Annotated in this window: 17 protein-coding genes; 11 read left to right on the forward strand and 6 right to left on the reverse strand. The window is 66.4% G+C overall.

Annotated elements, in window-relative coordinates; translation table 11 throughout:
• Window positions 1–3: 3 nt before the first annotated feature.
• Together AC06DU_RS06275 and AC06DU_RS06280 are read right to left on the reverse strand one after the other, a co-directional pair.
• Complete coding sequence (locus tag AC06DU_RS06275; protein WP_172454412.1) at window positions 4–855, reverse strand: CheR family methyltransferase; 852 nt, start codon at window positions 853–855, stop codon at window positions 4–6.
• Window positions 828–3,992, reverse strand: coding sequence for a response regulator (locus AC06DU_RS06280; RefSeq protein ID WP_478203816.1), 3,165 nt, complete (start codon window positions 3,990–3,992; stop codon window positions 828–830). The genes AC06DU_RS06275 and AC06DU_RS06280 overlap by 28 nt, the downstream gene beginning before the upstream one ends.
• A 156-nt stretch (window positions 3,993–4,148) precedes the next feature.
• Between AC06DU_RS06280 and AC06DU_RS06285 the strand changes: the two genes are divergently transcribed.
• Together AC06DU_RS06285 and AC06DU_RS06290 are read left to right on the forward strand one after the other, a co-directional pair.
• Complete coding sequence (locus AC06DU_RS06285) at window positions 4,149–5,312, forward strand: ATP-binding protein (protein WP_478203817.1); 1,164 nt, start codon at window positions 4,149–4,151, stop codon at window positions 5,310–5,312.
• Complete coding sequence (locus AC06DU_RS06290) at window positions 5,305–5,673, forward strand: response regulator (RefSeq protein ID WP_102581770.1); 369 nt, start codon at window positions 5,305–5,307, stop codon at window positions 5,671–5,673. Before AC06DU_RS06285 ends, AC06DU_RS06290 begins: the two co-directional genes overlap by 8 nt.
• A 61-nt stretch (window positions 5,674–5,734) precedes the next feature.
• On the opposite strand, the gene AC06DU_RS06295 is transcribed toward AC06DU_RS06290, so the two are convergent.
• Window positions 5,735–7,084 (reverse strand): glycoside hydrolase family 16 protein, encoded by a 1,350-nt coding sequence (locus AC06DU_RS06295; RefSeq protein WP_478203819.1) that lies wholly within the window; start codon window positions 7,082–7,084, stop codon window positions 5,735–5,737.
• Window positions 7,085–7,512: 428 nt separating this feature from the next.
• Window positions 7,513–7,788: a DUF2798 domain-containing protein gene (locus AC06DU_RS06300; RefSeq protein ID WP_039511453.1), complete on the reverse strand. Its 276-nt coding sequence runs from the start codon at window positions 7,786–7,788 to the stop codon at window positions 7,513–7,515.
• A 136-nt stretch (window positions 7,789–7,924) separates the two neighbouring features.
• Between AC06DU_RS06300 and AC06DU_RS06305 the strand changes: the two genes are divergently transcribed.
• Complete coding sequence (locus tag AC06DU_RS06305) at window positions 7,925–8,902, forward strand: LysR family transcriptional regulator (protein ID WP_102581767.1); 978 nt, start codon at window positions 7,925–7,927, stop codon at window positions 8,900–8,902.
• A 175-nt stretch (window positions 8,903–9,077) separates the two neighbouring features.
• On the opposite strand, the gene AC06DU_RS06310 is transcribed toward AC06DU_RS06305, so the two are convergent.
• Window positions 9,078–10,661, reverse strand: a complete 1,584-nt coding sequence (locus tag AC06DU_RS06310) for an alpha-N-arabinofuranosidase (RefSeq protein WP_478203821.1) — start codon at window positions 10,659–10,661, stop codon at window positions 9,078–9,080.
• 239 nt (window positions 10,662–10,900) lie between these two features.
• On the opposite strand from AC06DU_RS06310, the gene AC06DU_RS06315 reads away from it, so the two are divergent.
• Entirely contained in the window at window positions 10,901–11,950 is a 1,050-nt protein-coding gene (locus AC06DU_RS06315; RefSeq protein ID WP_478203822.1) for an aldose epimerase family protein, read from the forward strand.
• 52 nt (window positions 11,951–12,002) lie between these two features.
• Here AC06DU_RS06315 and AC06DU_RS06320 read toward each other — a convergent pair whose 3' ends face one another.
• Complete coding sequence (locus AC06DU_RS06320; protein WP_016901491.1) at window positions 12,003–12,794, reverse strand: cytochrome C assembly family protein; 792 nt, start codon at window positions 12,792–12,794, stop codon at window positions 12,003–12,005.
• Window positions 12,795–13,138: 344 nt separating this feature from the next.
• On the opposite strand from AC06DU_RS06320, the gene ffh reads away from it, so the two are divergent.
• The 7 genes from ffh (at window position 13,139) to rplS (ending at window position 18,753) form a co-directional block, all read left to right on the forward strand.
• The gene (gene ffh, locus AC06DU_RS06325) at window positions 13,139–14,515 is read left to right on the forward strand and encodes a signal recognition particle protein (RefSeq protein ID WP_016901489.1); all 1,377 of its coding nucleotides are present in this window, start codon (window positions 13,139–13,141) and stop codon (window positions 14,513–14,515) included.
• Window positions 14,516–14,607: 92 nt separating this feature from the next.
• The gene (locus AC06DU_RS06330; RefSeq protein WP_478203823.1) at window positions 14,608–15,678 is read left to right on the forward strand and encodes an NAD(P)H-dependent flavin oxidoreductase; all 1,071 of its coding nucleotides are present in this window, start codon (window positions 14,608–14,610) and stop codon (window positions 15,676–15,678) included.
• The gene (locus AC06DU_RS06335) at window positions 15,669–16,466 is read left to right on the forward strand and encodes an aminotransferase class IV family protein (RefSeq protein ID WP_478203825.1); all 798 of its coding nucleotides are present in this window, start codon (window positions 15,669–15,671) and stop codon (window positions 16,464–16,466) included. Before AC06DU_RS06330 ends, AC06DU_RS06335 begins: the two co-directional genes overlap by 10 nt.
• A 97-nt stretch (window positions 16,467–16,563) precedes the next feature.
• Window positions 16,564–16,824 (forward strand): 30S ribosomal protein S16, encoded by a 261-nt coding sequence (rpsP, locus tag AC06DU_RS06340; protein ID WP_011036396.1) that lies wholly within the window; start codon window positions 16,564–16,566, stop codon window positions 16,822–16,824.
• Window positions 16,825–16,868: 44 nt separating this feature from the next.
• Window positions 16,869–17,381, forward strand: a complete 513-nt coding sequence (gene rimM, locus AC06DU_RS06345) for a ribosome maturation factor RimM (protein ID WP_016901486.1) — start codon at window positions 16,869–16,871, stop codon at window positions 17,379–17,381.
• A 61-nt stretch (window positions 17,382–17,442) separates the two neighbouring features.
• Complete coding sequence (gene trmD / locus AC06DU_RS06350) at window positions 17,443–18,201, forward strand: tRNA (guanosine(37)-N1)-methyltransferase TrmD (protein ID WP_184615319.1); 759 nt, start codon at window positions 17,443–17,445, stop codon at window positions 18,199–18,201.
• A gap of 144 nt (window positions 18,202–18,345) precedes the next feature.
• On the forward strand, window positions 18,346–18,753 hold the full coding sequence (gene rplS / locus AC06DU_RS06355) for a 50S ribosomal protein L19 (protein WP_005989873.1): 408 nt from the start codon (window positions 18,346–18,348) through the stop codon (window positions 18,751–18,753).
• Window positions 18,754–19,074 lie beyond the last annotated feature (321 nt).

Raw genomic sequence — 19,074 nt, forward strand, 5'->3', positions numbered from 1 at the left:
CGTTCATGCCGCCGCCTTGCGGAACAGGCGCTGCTCGCGCGCCACGGTTTCGAACGCCTGCGCATGTGCACCGAACTGCAGCGACTCCTTGCTGCCCAGGCCCAGGAACCCACGGTGCACCAATGCATCGTGGAACAGGCCCACGGCACGGTCCTGCAGGCTGCGGTTGAAATAGATCAGCACGTTGCGGCACGACACCAGGTGTACTTCGGAGAACACCGTATCGGTGGCCAGGCTGTGGTCGGCGAAAACGATATTGCGCTTCAACCGGCGATCGAACACCGCGCCATCGTAGGCGGTGGTGTAGTAATCCGAGAGCGAGCCGCGGCCGCCGGCATCCAGGTAATTGCGGCTGAACTGCGCGATGCGGTCGATGCCGAAGGCGCCGGCCTCGGCCATGCCCAGTGCTTCGGGATTGATGTCGGTGGCGTAGATCACCGCCTTTTCCAGCAGGCCTTCTTCGTGCAACAGGATCGCCAGCGACCAGACTTCCTCGCCGGTGCTGCAGCCGGCCACCCACAGCTTGATCGACGGATAGGTGCGCAAGACCGGCACCGCATGCTCGCGCAGTACGCGGAAGTAGGCCGGGTCGCGGAACATCTCCGACACCTGCACGGTGAAGAACTGCATCGCCTGCGCAAAGGTGTCCGGTTCGTGCAGCAGGCGGTGCTGCAGATCGGCCACGCGGGTGCACTCCAGGCGTGCCATCGCGTGGCGCATGCGCCGGCGCAGCGACGACACCGCGTAATCGCGGAAGTCGTAGTGGTAGCGCTGGTAGACCGCTTCCAGCAGCACCCGCAGCTCCAGGTCGAACAGCTCCACCGCGTTCATTGCCGCGAGCACCACACCCGGCACAGCGACACCAGCTTGTCCACGTCGATGGGCTTGGCGATGTAGTCGTTGGCACCGGCCTCCAGACAGCGTTCGCGATCGTCGGCCATGGCCTTGGCGGTCAGCGCGATGATCGGCAGATCCTGCCACTGGCGATTGGCGCGGATCTGGCGCATCGCGGTCAGGCCGTCCATCTCCGGCATCATGATGTCCATCAGCACCAGGTCCACCTCGTGCTTGGCCAGATGTTCCAGCGCCTCGCGGCCGTTGCGGGCGATCTGCAGCGTCACGCCCAGCGGCTCGAGCACGCTGGAGAGCGCAAAGATGTTGCGCACGTCGTCCTCGGCCAGCAGCACGGTGGCGCCGTCCAGCACCGCGTCGCGGCGGCGCGCTTCGCGCAGCAGGCGTTGCTGGTCGCTGGGCAGCGAGGCTTCCACGCTGTGCAGGAACAGCGTCACCTCATCGAGCAGGCGTTCGGGCGAGCGCACGCCCTTGATGATGATGCTCTTGGAATAGCGGCGCAGGCGTTGTTCCTCGTCGCGGGTGAGCGCGCGCCCGGTGTAGACGATGACCGGCGGAAACGCGACTGCATCGTTGCCGGCCATGCGCTCGAGCAGGTCGTAGCCGCTGCCGTCGGGCAGCGCCAGATCGGTGACCATGCAGTCGAAGGTCGAGCCGGCCAGTTGCTGCATCGCCTCGGCAATGCTGCCCACCGCGATGATGTCCAGCTGATCGCGCGCCAGCAGCAATTGCAGATTCGCACGCAGCGCGCTGTCGTCTTCGACGATCAGCAGGCGGCGCACCGCGCGTGCATTGGTGTCTTCCAGTTGACGGATCGCGCCCGCCAGCAGCTCGCGCGTGGCCGGCTTGATCAGATAGCCCACCGCGCCCAGTTCCAGCGCAATCTGGCTGCGCTCCAGCGCGGAGACCACATGCACCGGAATATGGCGCGTGGCCGGATCGCGCTTGAGGCGCTCGAGCACGCTCAGGCCGGACGCATCCGGCAGGCCGATGTCGAGCAGGATGCCGCTGGGGCGCAGTTCGGCGGCCAGACGCAGCGCTTCTTCGGCGCTGGGCGCCACCACGCAATCGAAGTCCAGCTCGTGCGCCAGGTCGACCAGCGCCTGTGCAAAGCGTGCTTCGTCTTCCACCGCCAGGATCAGCCGGCCGGGGCGGGTACGTTGGTCGCGATCATCGTCGGCGCGCTGCAGCGGCGGGGCGGCGGCTGCCGGAATCGGCAGCGGCATCCCCGTGGACGCACCCGTTGCGCGCCCATCGAGGCGCGAGGCCATGGCCGTGCCACTGGCGGATTGCGACGACGGCGCGGTGCCGATCGCCATCGCGCCCGCGTTGGCCTGTGCTGCAGTGACCAGCTCGGCCGGCGCGCCGTCGATCGGCAATTCCAGCGTGAAACAGCTGCCGTGTCCGGGCTGGCTGTCCACCCGAATGCTGCCGCCCATGCGCTGGGCCAGATCACGCGAGATCGACAGGCCCAAGCCGGTGCCGCCGTAGCGACGGCGCGTGCTGCCATCGGCCTGACGGAACGCTTCGAAGATGATCTCGGTCTGTTCGTGCGCGATGCCGATGCCGGTGTCGTTGACCTTGAACAGCACTCGTCCCGGCGTGTGCGCCTGGATCGACAGGCTGACGCTGCCGTGCTCGGTGAACTTGATCGCGTTGGCCAGCAGGTTCTTGAGGATCTGCTGCAGGCGCTGGCTGTCGACGACCAGTTGCGTCGGTGCGTCCGATTCGGCAGCCAGCTGCAACGCCAGGCCCTTCTGGCGCGCCAGCGGCTCGAAGGTTTCGCGCAGGCGCTGCAGCACCGAACTGGTGGCGACGGTTTCGTCGGCCAGTTCCACATGCCCGGCCTCGATCTTGGACAGGTCGAGAATGTCGTTGATCAACGCCAGCAGATCGTTGTTGGACGACAGGATCGCCTGCGCGTATTTCACCTGCTCGGGGCTGAGCGTGCCGTCCTTGTTGTCCGACAGCAGCTTGGCCAGGATCAACGCGCTGTTGAGCGGCGTGCGCAGCTCGTGCGACATGTTGGCCAGGAACTCGGATTTGTAGCGCGAGGCGGTGGACAGCTCGTTGCTGTTGCGCACCAACTGATTCTGCGCGATGAGCAAGGCCTGCTTCTGCGCTTCCAACGCCTGGGTGCGTTCTTCCAGCTGCACGTTGGTCTGTTCCAGCTCGGCTTGCTGCAGTTCCAGATCGCTCTGCGACTGCTGCAGGCTGCGGCTTTGTTCCTCCAGCTCCTCGTTGGCCACGCGCAGCTCTTCCTGCTGGGTCTGCAGCTCTTCGCTTTGGCGCTGGGTTTCTTCCAGCAGGGCCACCAGCTGCGCGCGCAGCAATGCCGTGCGTAAGGCCAGGCCGATGTTCTCGCCGCAGCGCGTGAGGAGTTCTTCCTCGCGCGTGCGGGCCGTGCCCGGCGCAGCGGCGCGGCCCAGCTCGAGGATGCCGATCACCCGCCCATCGGCGATGACCGGTGCCAGCAGCAGCTCCTGGCAGGCGCTGCGGCCCAGGCCCGAGGCGATCTGCAGATGTCCGGCTTCCACACCGCGCACCCGGCGCACCGTGCCGCTGCGCAAGGCCTCGCCGAGTTGGCCGGCATCGGTCGGCAATGTCCTGGACACATCGGCCGGCAGCGCGGCGCCGCCGGTCAGACGCAGGCGTTCGCCCTCGATGCGATACAACGCGCCGACCTGCGCATCCAGCGTGTCGCACAGCGCGCGCACGGCGGCATTGGCCAGATCGTCGGGGCTGTGATCGCCGCGCAAACTGGCTTCAACGGTGTTTTCGGCCTGCTGCAGCCACAGCGCCAGTTCGGCCTGGCGGCGCGCGCGGATGGCCTGCATCACCACCAGCGCCATCGCCAGGAACGACACCCCGCCGATGCTGCGGTTGATCGAGGAAAAACTCGAGCTGGTACTGGACGGCGCCAGCTGAAAACCGACGGCCAGCAACACGCACGAGAGCGCGGCGACCACCAGGGGCACCTGCACGCGATTCTGGAAGACCGTCACGCCCACCGCGACGAAATAGGTCAGCCACACCGCATAGCCGAGCGGCGTGACCAATTCCACGCCGAGCGTTCCGGCCATCAGGGCCCCCGCGATCACCCACACCCAGCGGTCGCGTGTGGTCGAGATGTTCTGCATAAAGGCGCGGACCGGACGGGGAGGGCGGTCATGGTAGCCGATAACTTTCACGCGCAAATCGCCGGGATTTTGACGCTCTGCAGCCGGGTCGGCTTGCACGCAGCCTTCACGCACTCGTCACTATGGTCGCGCGCTTTTCCGGGGGAAAGTTGCGTGATGGATGCGGAAACGGCCGTCGACAGTGCGGGGCCGCTTTCTCACGACAGCCGGCAGTGCCAGCTGTTGGTGCAGAGCGTGTCCGATTACGCGATCTACATGCTCGATACGGGCGGCCACGTGTGCAGCTGGAATCCCGGCGGCGAGCGCATCAAGGGTTACACCACCGCCGAGATCATTGGCTCGCATTTTTCGCGCTTCTATCTGCCGGAGGATGCGCAGGGCGGCGAACCTGCCCGCAATCTGGACACCGCCAGACGCGAGGGGCGTTTTGCCACCGAAGGCTGGCGGGTGCGCAAGGACGGCAGGCGCTTCTGGGCAAGCGTGGCGATCGAGCCGGTGCTGGAATTCGGTGTGCTGGTGGGGTTTGCCAAGGTCACCTGCGACATCGACCAGCGGCACCAGGCGCAGCAGCTGTTGCAGCATGCGCAGCATGCCCTGCTGCAGTCGCAGAAGGTGGATGCGCTGGGCCGCCTGACGCTCGGCATGGCGCACGATTTCAATAACCTGCTGACCGTGATGGTGACCAGCCTGGACCTGATCGCGCTGCGTGCCGGCGACGACGCGCGTACGCGCATGCTGGTGGACGCGGCGCAGACGGCAGTCGATCGGGGCACCTTGCTGACGCGCCAGCTGCTCGCCTTTGCGCGCGGGCAGCGGCTGATTCCCGAACGCCACGGCGCCAACGCGGTGGTGACGCGCTCGCTGGAGCTGCTGCGGCGTGCCTGTCCGGCCGGGATCGTGCTGTCGCTGGCGTTCGCCGAGCAGTTGCCCGATATCCGCGTGGACCCGGGCCAACTTGAGGCGGCCTTGCTCAATCTGGTGTTCAACAGCTGCGATGCCATGCCGGGCGGCGGCACCATCGTGCTGGAAACGGCGCTACAGCAGCGTGCTGCGCCATCCGATCCGCATGGCCGGCCGCGCGCTTACGTCAGCATTGCTGTACGCGATGATGGCCCCGGCATGTCGGCACACGTGGCGCAATGCGCCAGTGAGCCGTTTTTCACCACCAAGGACGTGGGCAAGGGTTCGGGCCTGGGATTGAGCCAGGTACACGGCTTTGCGTCCCAATCCGGTGGCTTCGTCGAGCTGGACACTGCGCCTGGCCGCGGCACCACCGTTACCCTGTTTCTCCCGGCCATCGAGGAGGCTGAGCATGACTGAATCCCTGCGTCTGTTGATGGTGGAAGATCAGCAGGAATTGCGCGAACTGATCGGCGAGGCGCTGCGCGACGCAGGCATCACCGTCGAAACCGCCGACGACGGCCACACCGCCTTGCGCATGCTGCGCGAGAACGGCCCCTACGATGTGGTCTTCAGCGACATCCGCATGCCCAACGGCATGTCGGGCATCGAACTGAGCGAACACGTGGCGCAGCTGCTGCCGCAGGCGCGGGTGATCCTGGCCTCGGGGTTTGCAAAGGCGCAATTGCCGCCGCTGCCGGCGCAGGTGGATTTCCTGCCTAAACCGTATCGCCTGCGTCAGCTGATCGATGTGTTGAAAGGCGTGGCAACCAACGCCTGAGCGTTGGCTGCGGTGTCCTGCGCTGCAGGGGCCGTGACCGAGCGTCCTGCGCCTGCGCTGCTCAACGGCTCTGGTAATACACCTTGTCGATGGCGATCTCCACTGGCGCAGCCGGCGGATCGGCCACCAGCATGAACATCTGTTTGACTGCCTGCAGATCCAGGTCGTAGAACGCACTGAAGGGAATGGTCACCTCGTGCCAGGCGCCATCGCGCACCAGGCCGTACTGATTGCCGCCCGCGACAAAATCCACCCAGCTGTCGCCAAAGCTGGTGTTGATGCCGATCTTGAAGGTCGATGGCGTGGTGGTTTTCAGGTGCAGCTTCAGCGCGCCGCCGGCATAGGCGGCCATGTTGCGATAGTCGGTCTGGATGCCCAGGCCATACCAGGCACCGGCGTTGGCGCGGTAGGCCATCACGTTACTGCCTTCGAACGGCGCCTGCGCAATCGGGGTGAGGTTGTTCCACAGATACAGTTCGGCATCCTGGCCGAAGTTGAGCCGCCCGCTGGTATCGGCCTGCTCGGTGAACACGCCGAAGCGCCCTGCGGGCGCCGCGTGTTGCGCGCCCACGTACAGCTGCGAATCGGGGTTTTGATACAGGCGGATGTAATCGATCTCCATCCTGCCCGGCAACGGCGCGGTCACCGCCGCAGGCGAGGTGATGCCGGTATAGGTGCCGCCCACGGCGAGATTGAGCAGCAGATACTGCTGCTGATGGAATTCGTGCAGCGAGGCGCCTTCGATATTGGAGATCGCAAACTCGAAGTACTGCTGGCCATCGATCGACACGCGGATGAACTGCGGGTCCCAGGTCATGCGGTACACATGGAAGTCGGCATGCAGATCCACCGGGCTGGTGTAGCTGGTGTCGTAGTCGGCTTGCTGGCCGTTGTAGTCCCAGTGCACCGCGGCGCCGATACGGCGATTGGCGGTGCCATTTGCGATCGCCGCGGCCATGCCGGCTTCCAGCAGGTCGATCTCGCCGCGACCTGGCCACACGCCGATGGTGCCCAGCATCCAGTACGCCGGCCATAGCCCGTTGCCCACCACCGGCGTCTTGATGCGCGCCTCCAGCGTGCCGTATTTGAAGTGCATGCGGCCTTCGGTCTTGAGACGCGCCGAGGTAAACGGCATGCCCTGGAACGCTTCGCGTCGCGCTTCGATCACCAGCCGGCCGTTATCGATACGCGCGTTTTCGGCGCGGCTGGTGTAGTACTGCATCTCCCCGTTACCCCAGCCGCACAGGCCGATCTGACAGCCGTTGCCGACGTCGTAGGTCCACTTGTTGCCATCGATGCCGGGGCCATTGAAGTTGTCTTCCCAGACCAGGGTTTGCGCGTGCGCACCTGGCGTCATCGCCACTGCGCATAGCAAGGCGAACTGCACAGCGACACTGCGTAGCATGTTCATTGCGTGCGTCTCCAAAAAGTGGACCGACGTCCAGGGAGAGGTGACGCTGCGCAGCGGCTACTTCAGTGTCAAAGCAATTGTGTGGCGCGTTTCAGTTCCGTGGTGTTCATTCCGGAATAATCCATCATTGGCATGACGGCGGTCGCAGACTGCATGGGGCGGATGCTGCGTGGCAGCAGCTAGATGCGGATGTTTCGTTCTGGCGCGACGGCATCTGTGGCGTCCAGGTCACTGCATTCAAGCCGGCAGATGCTTCGAGCGCCAACGCATGCACGCGTTGGCAGGCTCTGGAGTGGCTACGGCGCTGGGAACGCCATCGGAATGCCACCGTGGCAGGCAAGCCGCGTGCTGCGGCACATCGATGGCCTTGCGGATGCATCGGCACGATTGCCTGCGGCAGCGTTTCGCGCATGCCGCATACGCCAGACTCAATGCCCGGCATGCACCGTCCAGGCCACCAGCCGTATCACCAACGGTCGCACCACCAGCACGCAGCAGAACGCGGTGGGCATCGCAATGCGGTAGGCATCCAGCACGCGCCACAGGTAGCCGGGGGCAAGGCCGGTATTGGCGCCGGTGATCACCAGGCACATCAGCAAGGCCATGATCGCGGCCATATAGAACGCGAACACGAACGGGGTGGTGCGCACGCCGAGTTTCCAGCGCGGGCGCAGCAATGGGGAGGAGGGGGGAGATGACGACATGCAGTGGCCTTTGGTTGCCGCGGATCGGCGTGATGGGCAGCACTGTAGAGACGCCACCGCGGGCGGGGTAGATCGCGTAGCCTTGCGGCTTACGTAAGAAAAACTTACGAATCGTTTGGTAATACTCGCCTGACCAATGAACATTCTTCAGTCCATCCGTAGCTTTGTCAGTACTGTCGATGCCGGCAGCATTGCCGGAGGCGCCAAGTTGCTGGGCATCAGCGCGGCTGCGGTCAGCCAGAACATCGCGCGGCTGGAGCAGCACCTGGGCGTGCGTCTGCTGCACCGGACCACGCGCAGCCTGGCGCTGACCGAGCGCGGCACGCTGTACTTCGAGCAGGTGCGGCAGCTGGAGCGCGACTTGGAGCGCGCGCGCCAGTCGGTGGCTGGGCCGCAGCAGGCGCCGGCGGGGCGCTTGCGGGTGGCCAGCACCGCGGCCTTCGCGCGGCACGTGCTCGCCCCGATGCTGCCGGCCCTGCGTCAGCAGTACCCGCAGCTGGAGATCGAGCTGCTGTGCACCGACCGGGCGGTGCAGCACGCGCAGGAAAGCGTGGATGTCAGCCTGCGCATCGAAGCGCAGCTGGAAGACGGCCTGGTCGCACGCTGCATCGCCCAGGTGCCGCTGGTGGTGTGCGCAGCGCCCGAGTATCTGGCGCGCTGCGGGACGCCCCAGGGTGCGGACGACTTGAAATATCACGATTGCCTGCTGTTGCGTTATCCGGTCGACGGGCGCTGCCTGCCGTGGAATTTCGTGCGCAATGGCGTGCGCTTCCAGCCCGAGCTGGGCAAGGCGATGGTCAGCGACGATATCGATGCGCTCGCCACCATGGCCGCGGCCGGCGGCGGCATCGCGCGCCTGGCCGCCTATGTCGTGCAGCCTTACCTGCAGCGCGGCGAGCTGCAGCCGCTGTTTGTCTCCGATCTCGGCAGCACCGCCCAGGCATTACCGGAGCCGCTGCGGATCTACCTCTGCGTCGCCGATCGCCGCGACTTCACCCCGAAGGTGCGCGCCTTCATGGAGCACGTGCTCGAACGCCTGCCGGTGCAATGGCGTATTGCCGAGCCCGCGCCGGCGCCGGCTCATGCAGCGACCGGGGGTGTAGCCAGCATCTGACATCTGGAGAGCGCCTGGTCCGTGCGCTGTTCGGTGGGGCGCACGCGGGCGTGACGTGCTGATGCGTGATGGACGCCGGGTTGCTTGAGAGCGAACGACGCTGAAGACGCAGTTTGCGCAGTCGTCGTTCTCGACCAACGACTAAGGCGGCAGTTGATGCTGCCGCCGCCATCGCTCACTCCAGCTTGAGCATCACCACCGAGCGTGCCGGCAGCTCGATAGTCACTGCGTTGCCTTGCATGCGTGCCCCCTTGAACGCCTTGGGTTCCACCGCATGTGGCTGGGCGAAAGTGTTGTGCGCAGTGATCGCCGGCCCGGTCAGAATCTGTCCGGTCACCCCGCGCGCCGTCAGGCCATCCACCTGCACACTGACGCTCGCGGCCGACGTCGCATCCAGATTGGTCAGGGCGATATAGACGTGTCCATCCCTGGCCTTGACCGCCGAGCCGTGCACTGCGGGCACGTGGACGTCGCCATGGCGATACTCGGGTGTACTTAGTTGCAACGGAAGCTGGGTGGCGTCCTGGTAGGGCTTGTACAGCGCGAACACATGGTAGGTGGGCGTCAGCACCATCTTGTCGCCGTCGGTGAGGATCATCGCCTGCAGCACGTTGACCATCTGCGCGATGTTGGCCATGCGCACGCGCTCGGCATGCGCGCTGAAGATGTCGATGTTCAACGACGCCACCAGTGCATCGCGCAGCGTGTTCTGTTGATGCAGGAAGCCCGGGTTCGCATCCGGCAGCCCGGCGTACCAGGTGCCCCATTCGTCCACCACCAGCGCGACCTTCCTGCCCGGGTCGTAGCGGTCCATGATCGCGCTGTGTTTGCGGATCAGCTCGTCCATCACCAGCGTGCGCGACAGGGTGTCGATCCAGGCGGCTTCGTCGAAGTCGGTGGAGGAGGCGCGCGGTGGCCAGCCACCTGGCACGGTGTAGTAGTGCAGGCTCAGGCCGTCCATCAGCGTGCCGGCCTCGCGCATCATCACCTCGGTCCAGTGGTAATCGTCGTTGTTGGGGCCGGGCGCGATCTTGAGGATCTTCTGATTGGCCGGCGGCTTGACGAAGGTCTGGTAGCGCCGATAGACGTCGGCCGCGTATTCCACGCGCATGTTGCCGCCGCAGCCCCACAACTCGTTGCCCACGCCGAAGTAGGGCACCTGCCACGGTGCATCGCGGCCATTGGCGCGGCGTTCGTTGGCCAGGCTCGAGCGGGTCGGCGCCGTCATGTATTCGGCCCACTGCGCAATCTCGTCCGGCGCCGCATTGCCCACATTGCCGGCGATATAGGCCTGGGTGCCGAGCAGTTCGGTGAAGTCCATGAACTCGTGCGTGCCGAAGCGGTTGGACTCTTCCACGCCGCCCCAGTGCGTGTTGACACTGACCGGGCGCTTGGCCGGCACACCGACGCCATCGCGCCAATGGTATTCGTCGGCAAAACAGCCGCCGGGCCAGCGGATGTTGGGCACTGCAATCGCCTTCAACGCGGCCAGCACATCGTTGCGATAGCCGCGCGTATTGGCAATCGCCGAGTCCTCGCCGACCCACACCCCGCCGTAGATGCCGGTGCCCAGATGCTCGGCGAACTGGCCGAACAGCTGCCGCGACACCTGCGCACCGGGCTGGTCCACGCGCAGCGTGCCGGTCACCTTGACCTCGGCCGCAGGGGCGGCGAGCGCGCTGGCGAGCAAGGCCGCGCCAACGACAGCCTGCAACAGCCGTCCCGGTGAGATTCGCAAAGCGAGGGAAATCCACTGCATCGGCTTGGCGCTCCTATGCTGATCGATCGAGGTGGTCACACGCCGCTGCGGGGCGGGCGCGTCGCTAGCCTAGTGCCTGCAATGGCAAGTTGTCGCTGCATCGCAATCAATCAGCCAGGGCTAGCGCAGGTCTCGCCGACACGATCATCGCATCGCACGCCAGGATGTGCGCCGGGGCATGGTCGGCGACCGCGCTCCCCCGCTATGCTCGCCAGCTTCCAGTATCGGCAGGACGATCCATGCAGCGAGTGTTCGGGCAGTTGCCAGACGGTGTCGAAGTCCACGCGCTCACGCTGCGCAGCACTGCCGGGCTGGAGGCGGAGGTGCTCACCTACGGCGGCATCCTGCATGCGCTGCGGCTGACCACCGAGCATGGGGTGGTGCCGCTGCTGCTGGCATTGCCGGATCTGCCGGCCTACGCCGCCGATGGCGACAGCCTCAACATCCTGGTCGGCCGCTTCGGCAACCGCATCGCCGGCGCGCGCTACACGCTGGATGGGGTCACCCACACGCTGGCGGCCAACGAAGGGCGCAACCAGTTGCACGGCGGCCTGCGCGGCTTCGGTCGGCGCGTGTGGAGCGTGCTGGAGCAGGCACCGGATCAGGTACTGCTCGGTTACGACTCGCCCGATGGCGAAGAAGGCTATCCCGGCAATCTGCAGGTGCGGGCGCGGCTGCAATTGCGCGGACGCAGCCTGCAGCTGGACTTCGAGGCGCAATGCGATGCCGCCACCGCGTTGAACCTCACCCATCACCCGTACTTCAACCTATCCGGCGACCCGCATCGGCGCGCCGCGCTGCAGGTGCTGCGGGTGCCGGCCGATCGCTATCTGCCGGTGGATGCCGAATCGATCCCGACCGGCGAAATCGCCTCCGTCGCCGGCACGCCGTTCGATTTCCGCCATGCTGCGGCGTTGGCCGACAAAAGCGATCCGTCGCATCCGCAGGTGGTGCTCGGCAAGGGCTACGACCAATGCCTGGTGCTGGCCGCCGGGGCCGATTGCGTTGCCGAGTTGTACTCGCCGCACAGTGGCGTGGCGCTGCGCATCAGCAGCGACGCACCGGCGGTGCAACTCTACGAAGGCCAGCATCTGGACGACCACCATCCCGGACTCGGCCGCGGCGTCTGCCTGGAGCCCCAGGACTACCCGGACGCGCCCAACCACCCCAATTTCCCATCGACGATCCTGCGGCCCGGGCAGGTCTACCGCCGCCACATCGCCTATCACTTCGCCAGCCCGGGGCCGGATCAGCCGTGGGCGGCGGTGAGCGCTGCGCTGGACGCCTGAGCGCGGGCGGTGTGGCGAAGGCGGGGCCTGGACGGGCCTGGAGCCAACGCGATCAGCGCGGCCCCAGCACCAGTTCGATCACGAACTTGCTGCCGAAGAACGACAACACCAGCAGCGCCATCGCGGTCAGCGTCCAGTGCACCGCCTTGGTGCCGCGCCAGCCATTGCGCCAGCGCCCGATCAGCAGCGCACCGAACACGATCCACGACAGGATGCTGAGTACGGTCTTGTGCAGCAGCCGCTGCGCCAGGAAGTCCTGCACGAACAGCAGGCCGGTCAGAAGGGTCAGGCTCAACAGCACGAAGCCGACGGTGATCGTGCGGAACAGCAGCGTCTCCAGCTCGGTCAACGGCGGCAGCGCGCGCAGCCAGGTGTGGAAGTCGCGCCGGCGCAGGGCGCGCTCCTGCAGCCACAGCATGATCGCCAGCAACGCGGCGATGCCCAACGTGGCGTAGGCCAGCAGCGCCATCCACGCGTGCAGTTCCAGCCGCCAGCCCAGGTCCGAGCTCGGTTCGTGGCCGTAAGCGTGATAGCAGGCCAGCAGGATCGCCGACAGCGGGAACACCACCACGCCCACCGCCGCCATGCGCCCGCGCGCGCCGAACACCGCCGTCAGCGCGGCCATGCCCAGGCCGCACAGCGATAGCGCCGCGAAGAAGTGCATGTCCGGCCCGCCGGCGGTGCGCAGCGCCACCAGTACGTGGTACCCGGCGTGCAGAGCCACGGCCGCCAGTGCCGGGATCAGCCAGCGTGCAGGCGCCTGGTTGCCATCGCGCAGCACCGAGCGGGTGAGCAGTGCCGTGGCCAGCAGATACAAGGCGAACGCGATGAGAACGATTGTCATCGTGGAAGTTTCGCATATTGGGGGCTGGGATTCGGGATTCGGGATTCGGGAATCGGGAATCGGGTATCGGGTATCGGGTATCGGGTATCGGGGAAAGCAGTTGCGAGCTGCGGGGCTGGAGGTGGGCTGGCGTGCTGGGGGCGGAGCGCGAGCGGGCAGGGGCTACCTGCTGGCACCGCAGTTGCCGTTCCTGTCCTGGCGCTGCTGCGCTGGTTGGCCGTGCGCGTTGGTGAGGCTGCTCGCTGATCTGGCTTTGCCGGTCGGGCGATGGCGGCCGCCGGGGCGGCCGGCTGGCCGCTGCCGCTATAATCGACGCCCGTTTCCCCTCACGCGGTCCCTTGCGCATGTTCGAGTCCCTTACCCAACGTCTCTCCGGCACCATGGAGCGCCTGCGCGGCCGCGGCCGCCTGACCGAGGAGAACATCCGCGAAGCCACCCGTGAAGTGCGCATCGCGTTGCTCGAAGCCGACGTGGCGCTGCCGGTGGTGCAGGCGCTGATCGAGCGCATCAAGGTGCGCGCGGTCGGTCAGGAAGTGCTCAAGTCGCTGACCCCGGGCCAGGCGCTGATCAAGATTGTTCGCGACGAGCTGACCGCCGTGATGGGCGCGGCCGCCACCGACCTCAACCTCAACGTGCCGGCGCCGGCGATCATCCTGATGGCCGGCCTGCAGGGCGCGGGCAAGACCACCACGGTCGGCAAGCTCGCCAAGCACCTGAAGGAAAAGCGCAAGAAGAAGGTCATGGTGGTCTCGGCCGACGTCTACCGTCCGGCCGCCATCGAGCAGCTCAAGACCCTGGCCGAGCAGGTCGGCGTGCTGTTCTTCCCGTCCGACGCCTCGCAGAAGCCGGTCGACATCGTGCGCGCCGCCATCAGCGATGCGCGCAAGTCGTTCGCCGACGTGCTGCTGGTCGATACCGCCGGCCGCCTGGCCATCGATGCGGCGATGATGGAGGAGATCAAGGCGCTGCACGCCGCGGTCAACCCGACCGAAACCCTGTTCGTGGTCGATGCGATGACCGGCCAGGACGCGGCCAACACCGCCAAGGCCTTCGGTGAGGCGCTGCCGCTGACCGGCGTGGTGCTGACCAAGACCGACGGCGACGCCCGTGGCGGCGCCGCGCTGAGCGTGCGCTACATCACCGGCAAGCCGATCAAGTTCGTCGGTACCGGCGAAAAGACCGACGGCCTGGACGTGTTCCATCCCGACCGCGTCGCCAGCCGCATCCTGGACATGGGCGACGTGCTGTCGCTGGTGGAACAGGTCGAGCACAGCGTCGACCAGGAAAAGGCCGCCAAGCTCGCCGCCAAGGTCGCCAAGGGCAAGAAGTTCGACCTCAACGACATGAAGGAACAGCTCGAGCAGATGCAGAACATGGGCGGCATCCATGGGCTGATGGACAAGCTGCCGGGCATGGGCCAGATCCCGGACAACGTCAAGCAGCAGGTCACCGGCAAGGAAGTGCCGCGCATGATCGCGATCATCAACTCGATGACCAAGAAGGAGCGCCGCAACCCGGCGCTGCTCAACGGCTCGCGCCGCGCCCGCATCGCCCGCGGCTCCGGCATGCAGCCGGCCGACGTCAACAAGCTGATGAAGCAGTATCAGCAGATGGAAAAGATGATGGGCAAGCTGGCCGGCGGTGGCATGAAGGGCCTGATGCGCAACATGAAGGGCATGATGGGCGCCATGGGCGGCCGCGGCGGCATGCCGTTCCGTTGAGTTTCAATCGGCGACGCGCGCGGTAAGGCCTTCGACAGGCACGCGTGGCGTTGAACTCGCGCACAACGCGTCATCACTTCAGGCCGCGCACGATGGGTTCGTTTTCGCAGATCGACGCCTTCCAGCAGCGTTTTGGTTTAGGCCTTCCCATCCTGCTCAGCCCCATGGCCGGTGCCTGCCCGGTGCCGTTGTCGGCGGCGGTTGCTGAGGCCGGCGGCATGGGCGCGATGGGTGCGGTGTTGTCGCAACCGCAGGACATCGTGGCGTGGATGGCGGCGTTTCGCGGCGCGAGCGCCGGGCCCGCCCAGGTCAATCTGTGGATTCCCGATCCGGCCCCTGTGCGCGACGCCGCGGCAGAGGCGCGCGTGCGTGCGTTTGTGTCGCAGTGGGGGCCGCCGGTTCCCGAGGATGCGGGCGACGCAACACCGGCCGACTTCGATGCCCAGTTCGACGCCTTGCTCGCCGCACGGCCCGCCGTCGCCTCATCGATCATGGGCGTGTTCCGGCCCGATCAGGTTGCGCGGCTGAAAAGCGCCGGCATCGCCTGGTTTGCCTGCGCCACCACGCTGGACGAAGCGCGTGCGGCCCAGGCGGCCGGTGCCGATGCGGTGGTTGCGCAGGGCGCCGAGGCCGGTGGGCATCGCGGTGCATTCGATGCCGGTCGCGCCGAGCGGCAGATGACCGGGTTGTTCGCCTTGTTGCCACGATTGGTCGATCACCTGGATCTTCCGGTGATCGCCGCAGGCGGCATCGCCGACGCGCGCGGCATTGCCGCGGCGCTGACGCTGGGTGCGAGCGCCGTGCAGATCGGTACCGGCCTGCTGCGCACGCCGGAGGCTGCGCTGCCCAGTGCCTGGGCCGACGCCCTGGCCCAGGCCGAACCGGAACAGACCCAGCCGACCCGTGCATTTTCCGGCCGGCTGGGGCGTGCGCTCGCCACGCCCTATGTGCGTGCTGCCATTGCGGCCGAGGCGCCGGTGCCGGCGCCGTATCCGGTGCAGCGCGCGCTGACCGCACCGATGCGTCAGGCCGCCGCGCGCGACAACCGTCTGGACGCCATGCAGGCCTGGGCCGGGCAATCGGCCTGGATGGCATCTACCCAGCCTGCCGCGCAATTGCTAACCCAGTGGTGGGCTGAAGCACAGGCGCTGTTGTGCCGCTGATCTTCTGCAACGGCGCAGTGGCGACAGCGCAGCAGTTGGGCGCGGCCGCATTGGTCAATTACGGCCACTTCACCACCCTGCAGGTGCGCGGCGGAGCGGTACGCGGGCTGGACCTGCATCTGCAACGACTGCAACACGACGGCGCTGCCTTGTTCGGTGCATCGATCGATGAGGTATCCCTGCGCGTCCAGTTGCGCGCTGCGTTGTCGGCTGCGAACTGCGAAGACGCCAGCGTGCGCATCACCGTGTTTGCGCAGGATTTCGACCTGCGCGATCCATTGCGCCAGCTTGCGCTCGATGTGCTGATCTCCATCGCGCCCGCAGCCCGGATGCCAACCACCGCGCTGCGCGTGCAGCCGGTCCGTCATGTGCGCGAGCAACCCCGGCACAAGCATGTCGGCACCTTCGCGCTGCTGCATCTGCGTCGCCAGGCCATGGCGGCTGGCTACGACGATGCATTGCTGATCGACGCGCAGGCGCATCTGCTGGAGGGCGCCTTCTGGAATCTGGGCGTGTGGCAGCAGGGCAGGGTGGTGTGGCCGCAAGGGCCGGCGCTGCCCGGCACCCAGCAGCGTCTGCTGCAGGCCGGTCTGCAGACGCTCGGTATCCAGCAGGAGTTTCGCCCGGTCGTGCTGAGCGAGCTGGGCGGCTTCGATGGCGCCTTCAGCTGCAACGCGCGCGGCCAGCAGGCGATCGTGCAAGCCGGCGCGGCGTCGTGGCCGGCGCAGGCCGCGCAGCTGCCATTGCTGGAGCAGGCCCTGCAGACCCAGGCCTGGCAGGGGATCTGAGCGATTCCGGGGTGACTTGGCTTCGCTGCCGTAGCCCGCTATAATCGCCGGCTTACCGCGCCATTCTGGCGACTGGGCAACTCAGGAAAACGACACCATGGTCAAGATTCGACTGACCCGCGGCGGCGCCAAGAAGCGTCCGTTCTACCACATCATCGTGACCGACGTGCGCAGCGCGCGCGACGGCCGCAACATCGAGCGTCTGGGTTACTACAACCCGGTTGCGCAGGGCGCAGAACCGCGCGTCGTGCTGGACGTTGCTCGCGTCGACCATTGGGTCGGCCAGGGCGCTCAGCTGACCGACAAGGTGCGCAACCTGTATCGCGAAGCATCCAAGTCCCAGGCCGCTGCGGCCTGATCCTGGAGGGCCGGGCGCCAGCGCCTGGCCCAGAGTCGACGCAGATGAAGCCGACCGAGCGCCGCATCCTGTTAGGCAGGATTGTCGGCGCTTTTGGTGTCAAGGGCGAGCTCAAGCTCGAATCCTGGACCGAGCCGCGCAGTGCGATCTTCCGGTATCAGCCGTGGATCGTGCGGACGCCCTCGGGGCAGGAATCGGTCGTGAGCGGCGTACGTGGGCGCGATCAGGGCAAGAATCTGATTGCGGTGTTCCCCGACGTCACCGACCGCGACACCGTCGAGGCCATGCACGGAACCGAGATTTACGTCGCGCGCAGCGTGCTGCCGCCACCCAAGCCCGATGAATATTACTGGGTGGATCTGGAAGAGCTGCAGGTGGAAACCGTCGAAGGCGTCAAGCTCGGCACGGTGTCGCACCTGTTTTCCACCGGCTCCAACGACGTGATGGTGGTGCGCGGCGATCGCGAGCGGCTGGTGCCGTTCGTGCTGCCGGATTTCGTCAAGTCGGTCGATTTCGAAGCCAACCTGATCGTGGTGGACTGGGATCCGGATTTCTGACCGGAATGGCGCATCGCGCCGCTCCGCTATTGCTTTCCCCATTCCCACTTCCGATTCCCCAGTGCGCATCGACGTCATCAGCCTGTTCCCCGAGTTCATCGCGCAATGCGCGGCGTTCGGCGTGGTCGGGCGGGCGCAGGAGCGTGGCTTGCTGGAATTGCAGGGCTGGAATCCGCGCGAGCATGCGCAGGGCAATTACCGCCGGGTGGACGATCGTCCGTTCGGCGGCGGGCCCGGCATGGTGATGTTGATCGAGCCGTTGCGGGCCTGTCTGGACGCGGTGCAAGCGGCAGACGCGCGTCCGGCGCCGGTGATCTATCTCAGCCCGCAGGGGCGGCCGCTCACCCAGCCGCTCGCTCGCGAGCTGGCGCAGTTGCCACGCATGGTGTTGCTGTGCGGGCGCTACGAAGGCGTGGACGAGCGCTTTCTGGCGCAGGCGGTGGATATGGAAATCTCCATCGGCGACTATGTGTTGTCCGGTGGCGAGTTGGGCGCGGCGGTGCTGGTGGATGTGGTGACGCGGTTGCAGGAGGGCGTGTTGAACGACGCCGAATCCGCAGCCCAGGACAGTTTCGAAGGCCCGCAAGGCCTGCTCGACTGCCCGCATTACAGCCATCCAGCGACCCATGACTGGGGCGATGTGCCGGAAGTCTTGCGCTCGGGCAATCACGCTGCAATTGCGCGCTGGCGTCGGCAGCAGTCGCTGGGCCGGACCTGGTTGCGTCGCCCGGACCTGCTCGATGAGGCCGGGTTGGACAAGAACGATCGCCGTCTGCTGGACGAGTTTCGCCGCGAACTCGCCCCGGACGACGAGAAATAAGGGCTCACCCCTAGCTCTTGCACTATCGATTGGGGTACAATATGCGGCTTGCTGGCCAGCCTTGCGTCTGGCCCTCCTACGAACCTCGAGCAATCGCCGTGCGGCGACTGCCGGTCCAATATCACCAGACACGCGGTGCCCATCATGAGCAAACTCAACAAGACCATCCTGGCTGACTTCGAAGCCGCCCAGATTCAGCGCAAGCTTCCCGAGTTCAACCAGGGCGACACCGTCGTGGTGAACGTCAAGGTGAAGGAAGGCAACCGCGAGCGCGTGCAGGCCTATGAGGGCGTTGTGATCGGTACCAAGAACGCCGGCCTGAACTCCGCGTTCACCGTGCGCAAGATCTCGCACGGCTTCGGCGTCGAGCGCGTGTTCCAGACCCACAGCGCCATCATCGACTCGGTCGAAGTGAAGCGTCGCGGTAAGGTGCGCGCCGGCAAGCTGTACTACCTGCGTGGTCTGGAAGGCAAGGCTGCCCGCATCAAGGAAGATCTGGCCGCCGCTGCACAGGCCAAGGCCGCTCGCCAGGCTGCTGCCAAGGCTGAGTAAGTCACTGGCAGGCTTGTCCTGCTGTTGCCAGACGGCCGCCTTTGGGCGGCCGTTTGCGTTGTGGGGATTGGGGAATCGGGATTGGGGATTGGGGATTGGGGATTCGCCGGTTGTGCGTACGCGATGCTCATAGGTTTACACGTGAGCGCGCGGCTGCTGCGCAGTGGGCGGGATGTCTTTTCGTCGCGACTCGGCGAGCGATGGCGTCGGTCGGCTGGGCCGATCACTCAAGAAATCCCTGCGCGCTGTATCGATCATTTCAGTGCAGCGTCCGGCTCTTGCCTTCGCGTGTAATGTCGGCCGGTGTGGCAGCGTGCCGCC

Source organism: Xanthomonas sp. NCPPB 3200, assembly GCF_056393585.1.

What these genes read in the sequence shown, in the direction of transcription:
- AC06DU_RS06305 (WP_102581767.1), top strand. Translation starts at nt 7,925, where the DNA reads ATGAACATTCTTCAGTCCATCCGTAGCTTTGTCAGTACTGTCGATGCC.
- AC06DU_RS06320 (WP_016901491.1), bottom strand. Translation starts at nt 12,794, where the DNA reads ATGACAATCGTTCTCATCGCGTTCGCCTTGTATCTGCTGGCCACGGCA.
- AC06DU_RS06300 (WP_039511453.1), bottom strand. Translation starts at nt 7,788, where the DNA reads ATGTCGTCATCTCCCCCCTCCTCCCCATTGCTGCGCCCGCGCTGGAAA.
- ffh (WP_016901489.1), top strand. Translation starts at nt 13,139, where the DNA reads ATGTTCGAGTCCCTTACCCAACGTCTCTCCGGCACCATGGAGCGCCTG.
- AC06DU_RS06310 (WP_478203821.1), bottom strand. Translation starts at nt 10,661, where the DNA reads ATGCAGTGGATTTCCCTCGCTTTGCGAATCTCACCGGGACGGCTGTTG.
- AC06DU_RS06285 (WP_478203817.1), top strand. Translation starts at nt 4,149, where the DNA reads ATGGATGCGGAAACGGCCGTCGACAGTGCGGGGCCGCTTTCTCACGAC.
- rimM (WP_016901486.1), top strand. Translation starts at nt 16,869, where the DNA reads ATGAAGCCGACCGAGCGCCGCATCCTGTTAGGCAGGATTGTCGGCGCT.
- AC06DU_RS06290 (WP_102581770.1), top strand. Translation starts at nt 5,305, where the DNA reads ATGACTGAATCCCTGCGTCTGTTGATGGTGGAAGATCAGCAGGAATTG.
- AC06DU_RS06330 (WP_478203823.1), top strand. Translation starts at nt 14,608, where the DNA reads ATGGGTTCGTTTTCGCAGATCGACGCCTTCCAGCAGCGTTTTGGTTTA.
- rplS (WP_005989873.1), top strand. Translation starts at nt 18,346, where the DNA reads ATGAGCAAACTCAACAAGACCATCCTGGCTGACTTCGAAGCCGCCCAG.
- rpsP (WP_011036396.1), top strand. Translation starts at nt 16,564, where the DNA reads ATGGTCAAGATTCGACTGACCCGCGGCGGCGCCAAGAAGCGTCCGTTC.
- AC06DU_RS06315 (WP_478203822.1), top strand. Translation starts at nt 10,901, where the DNA reads ATGCAGCGAGTGTTCGGGCAGTTGCCAGACGGTGTCGAAGTCCACGCG.
- AC06DU_RS06295 (WP_478203819.1), bottom strand. Translation starts at nt 7,084, where the DNA reads ATGAACATGCTACGCAGTGTCGCTGTGCAGTTCGCCTTGCTATGCGCA.
- AC06DU_RS06280 (WP_478203816.1), bottom strand. Translation starts at nt 3,992, where the DNA reads ATGCAGAACATCTCGACCACACGCGACCGCTGGGTGTGGGTGATCGCG.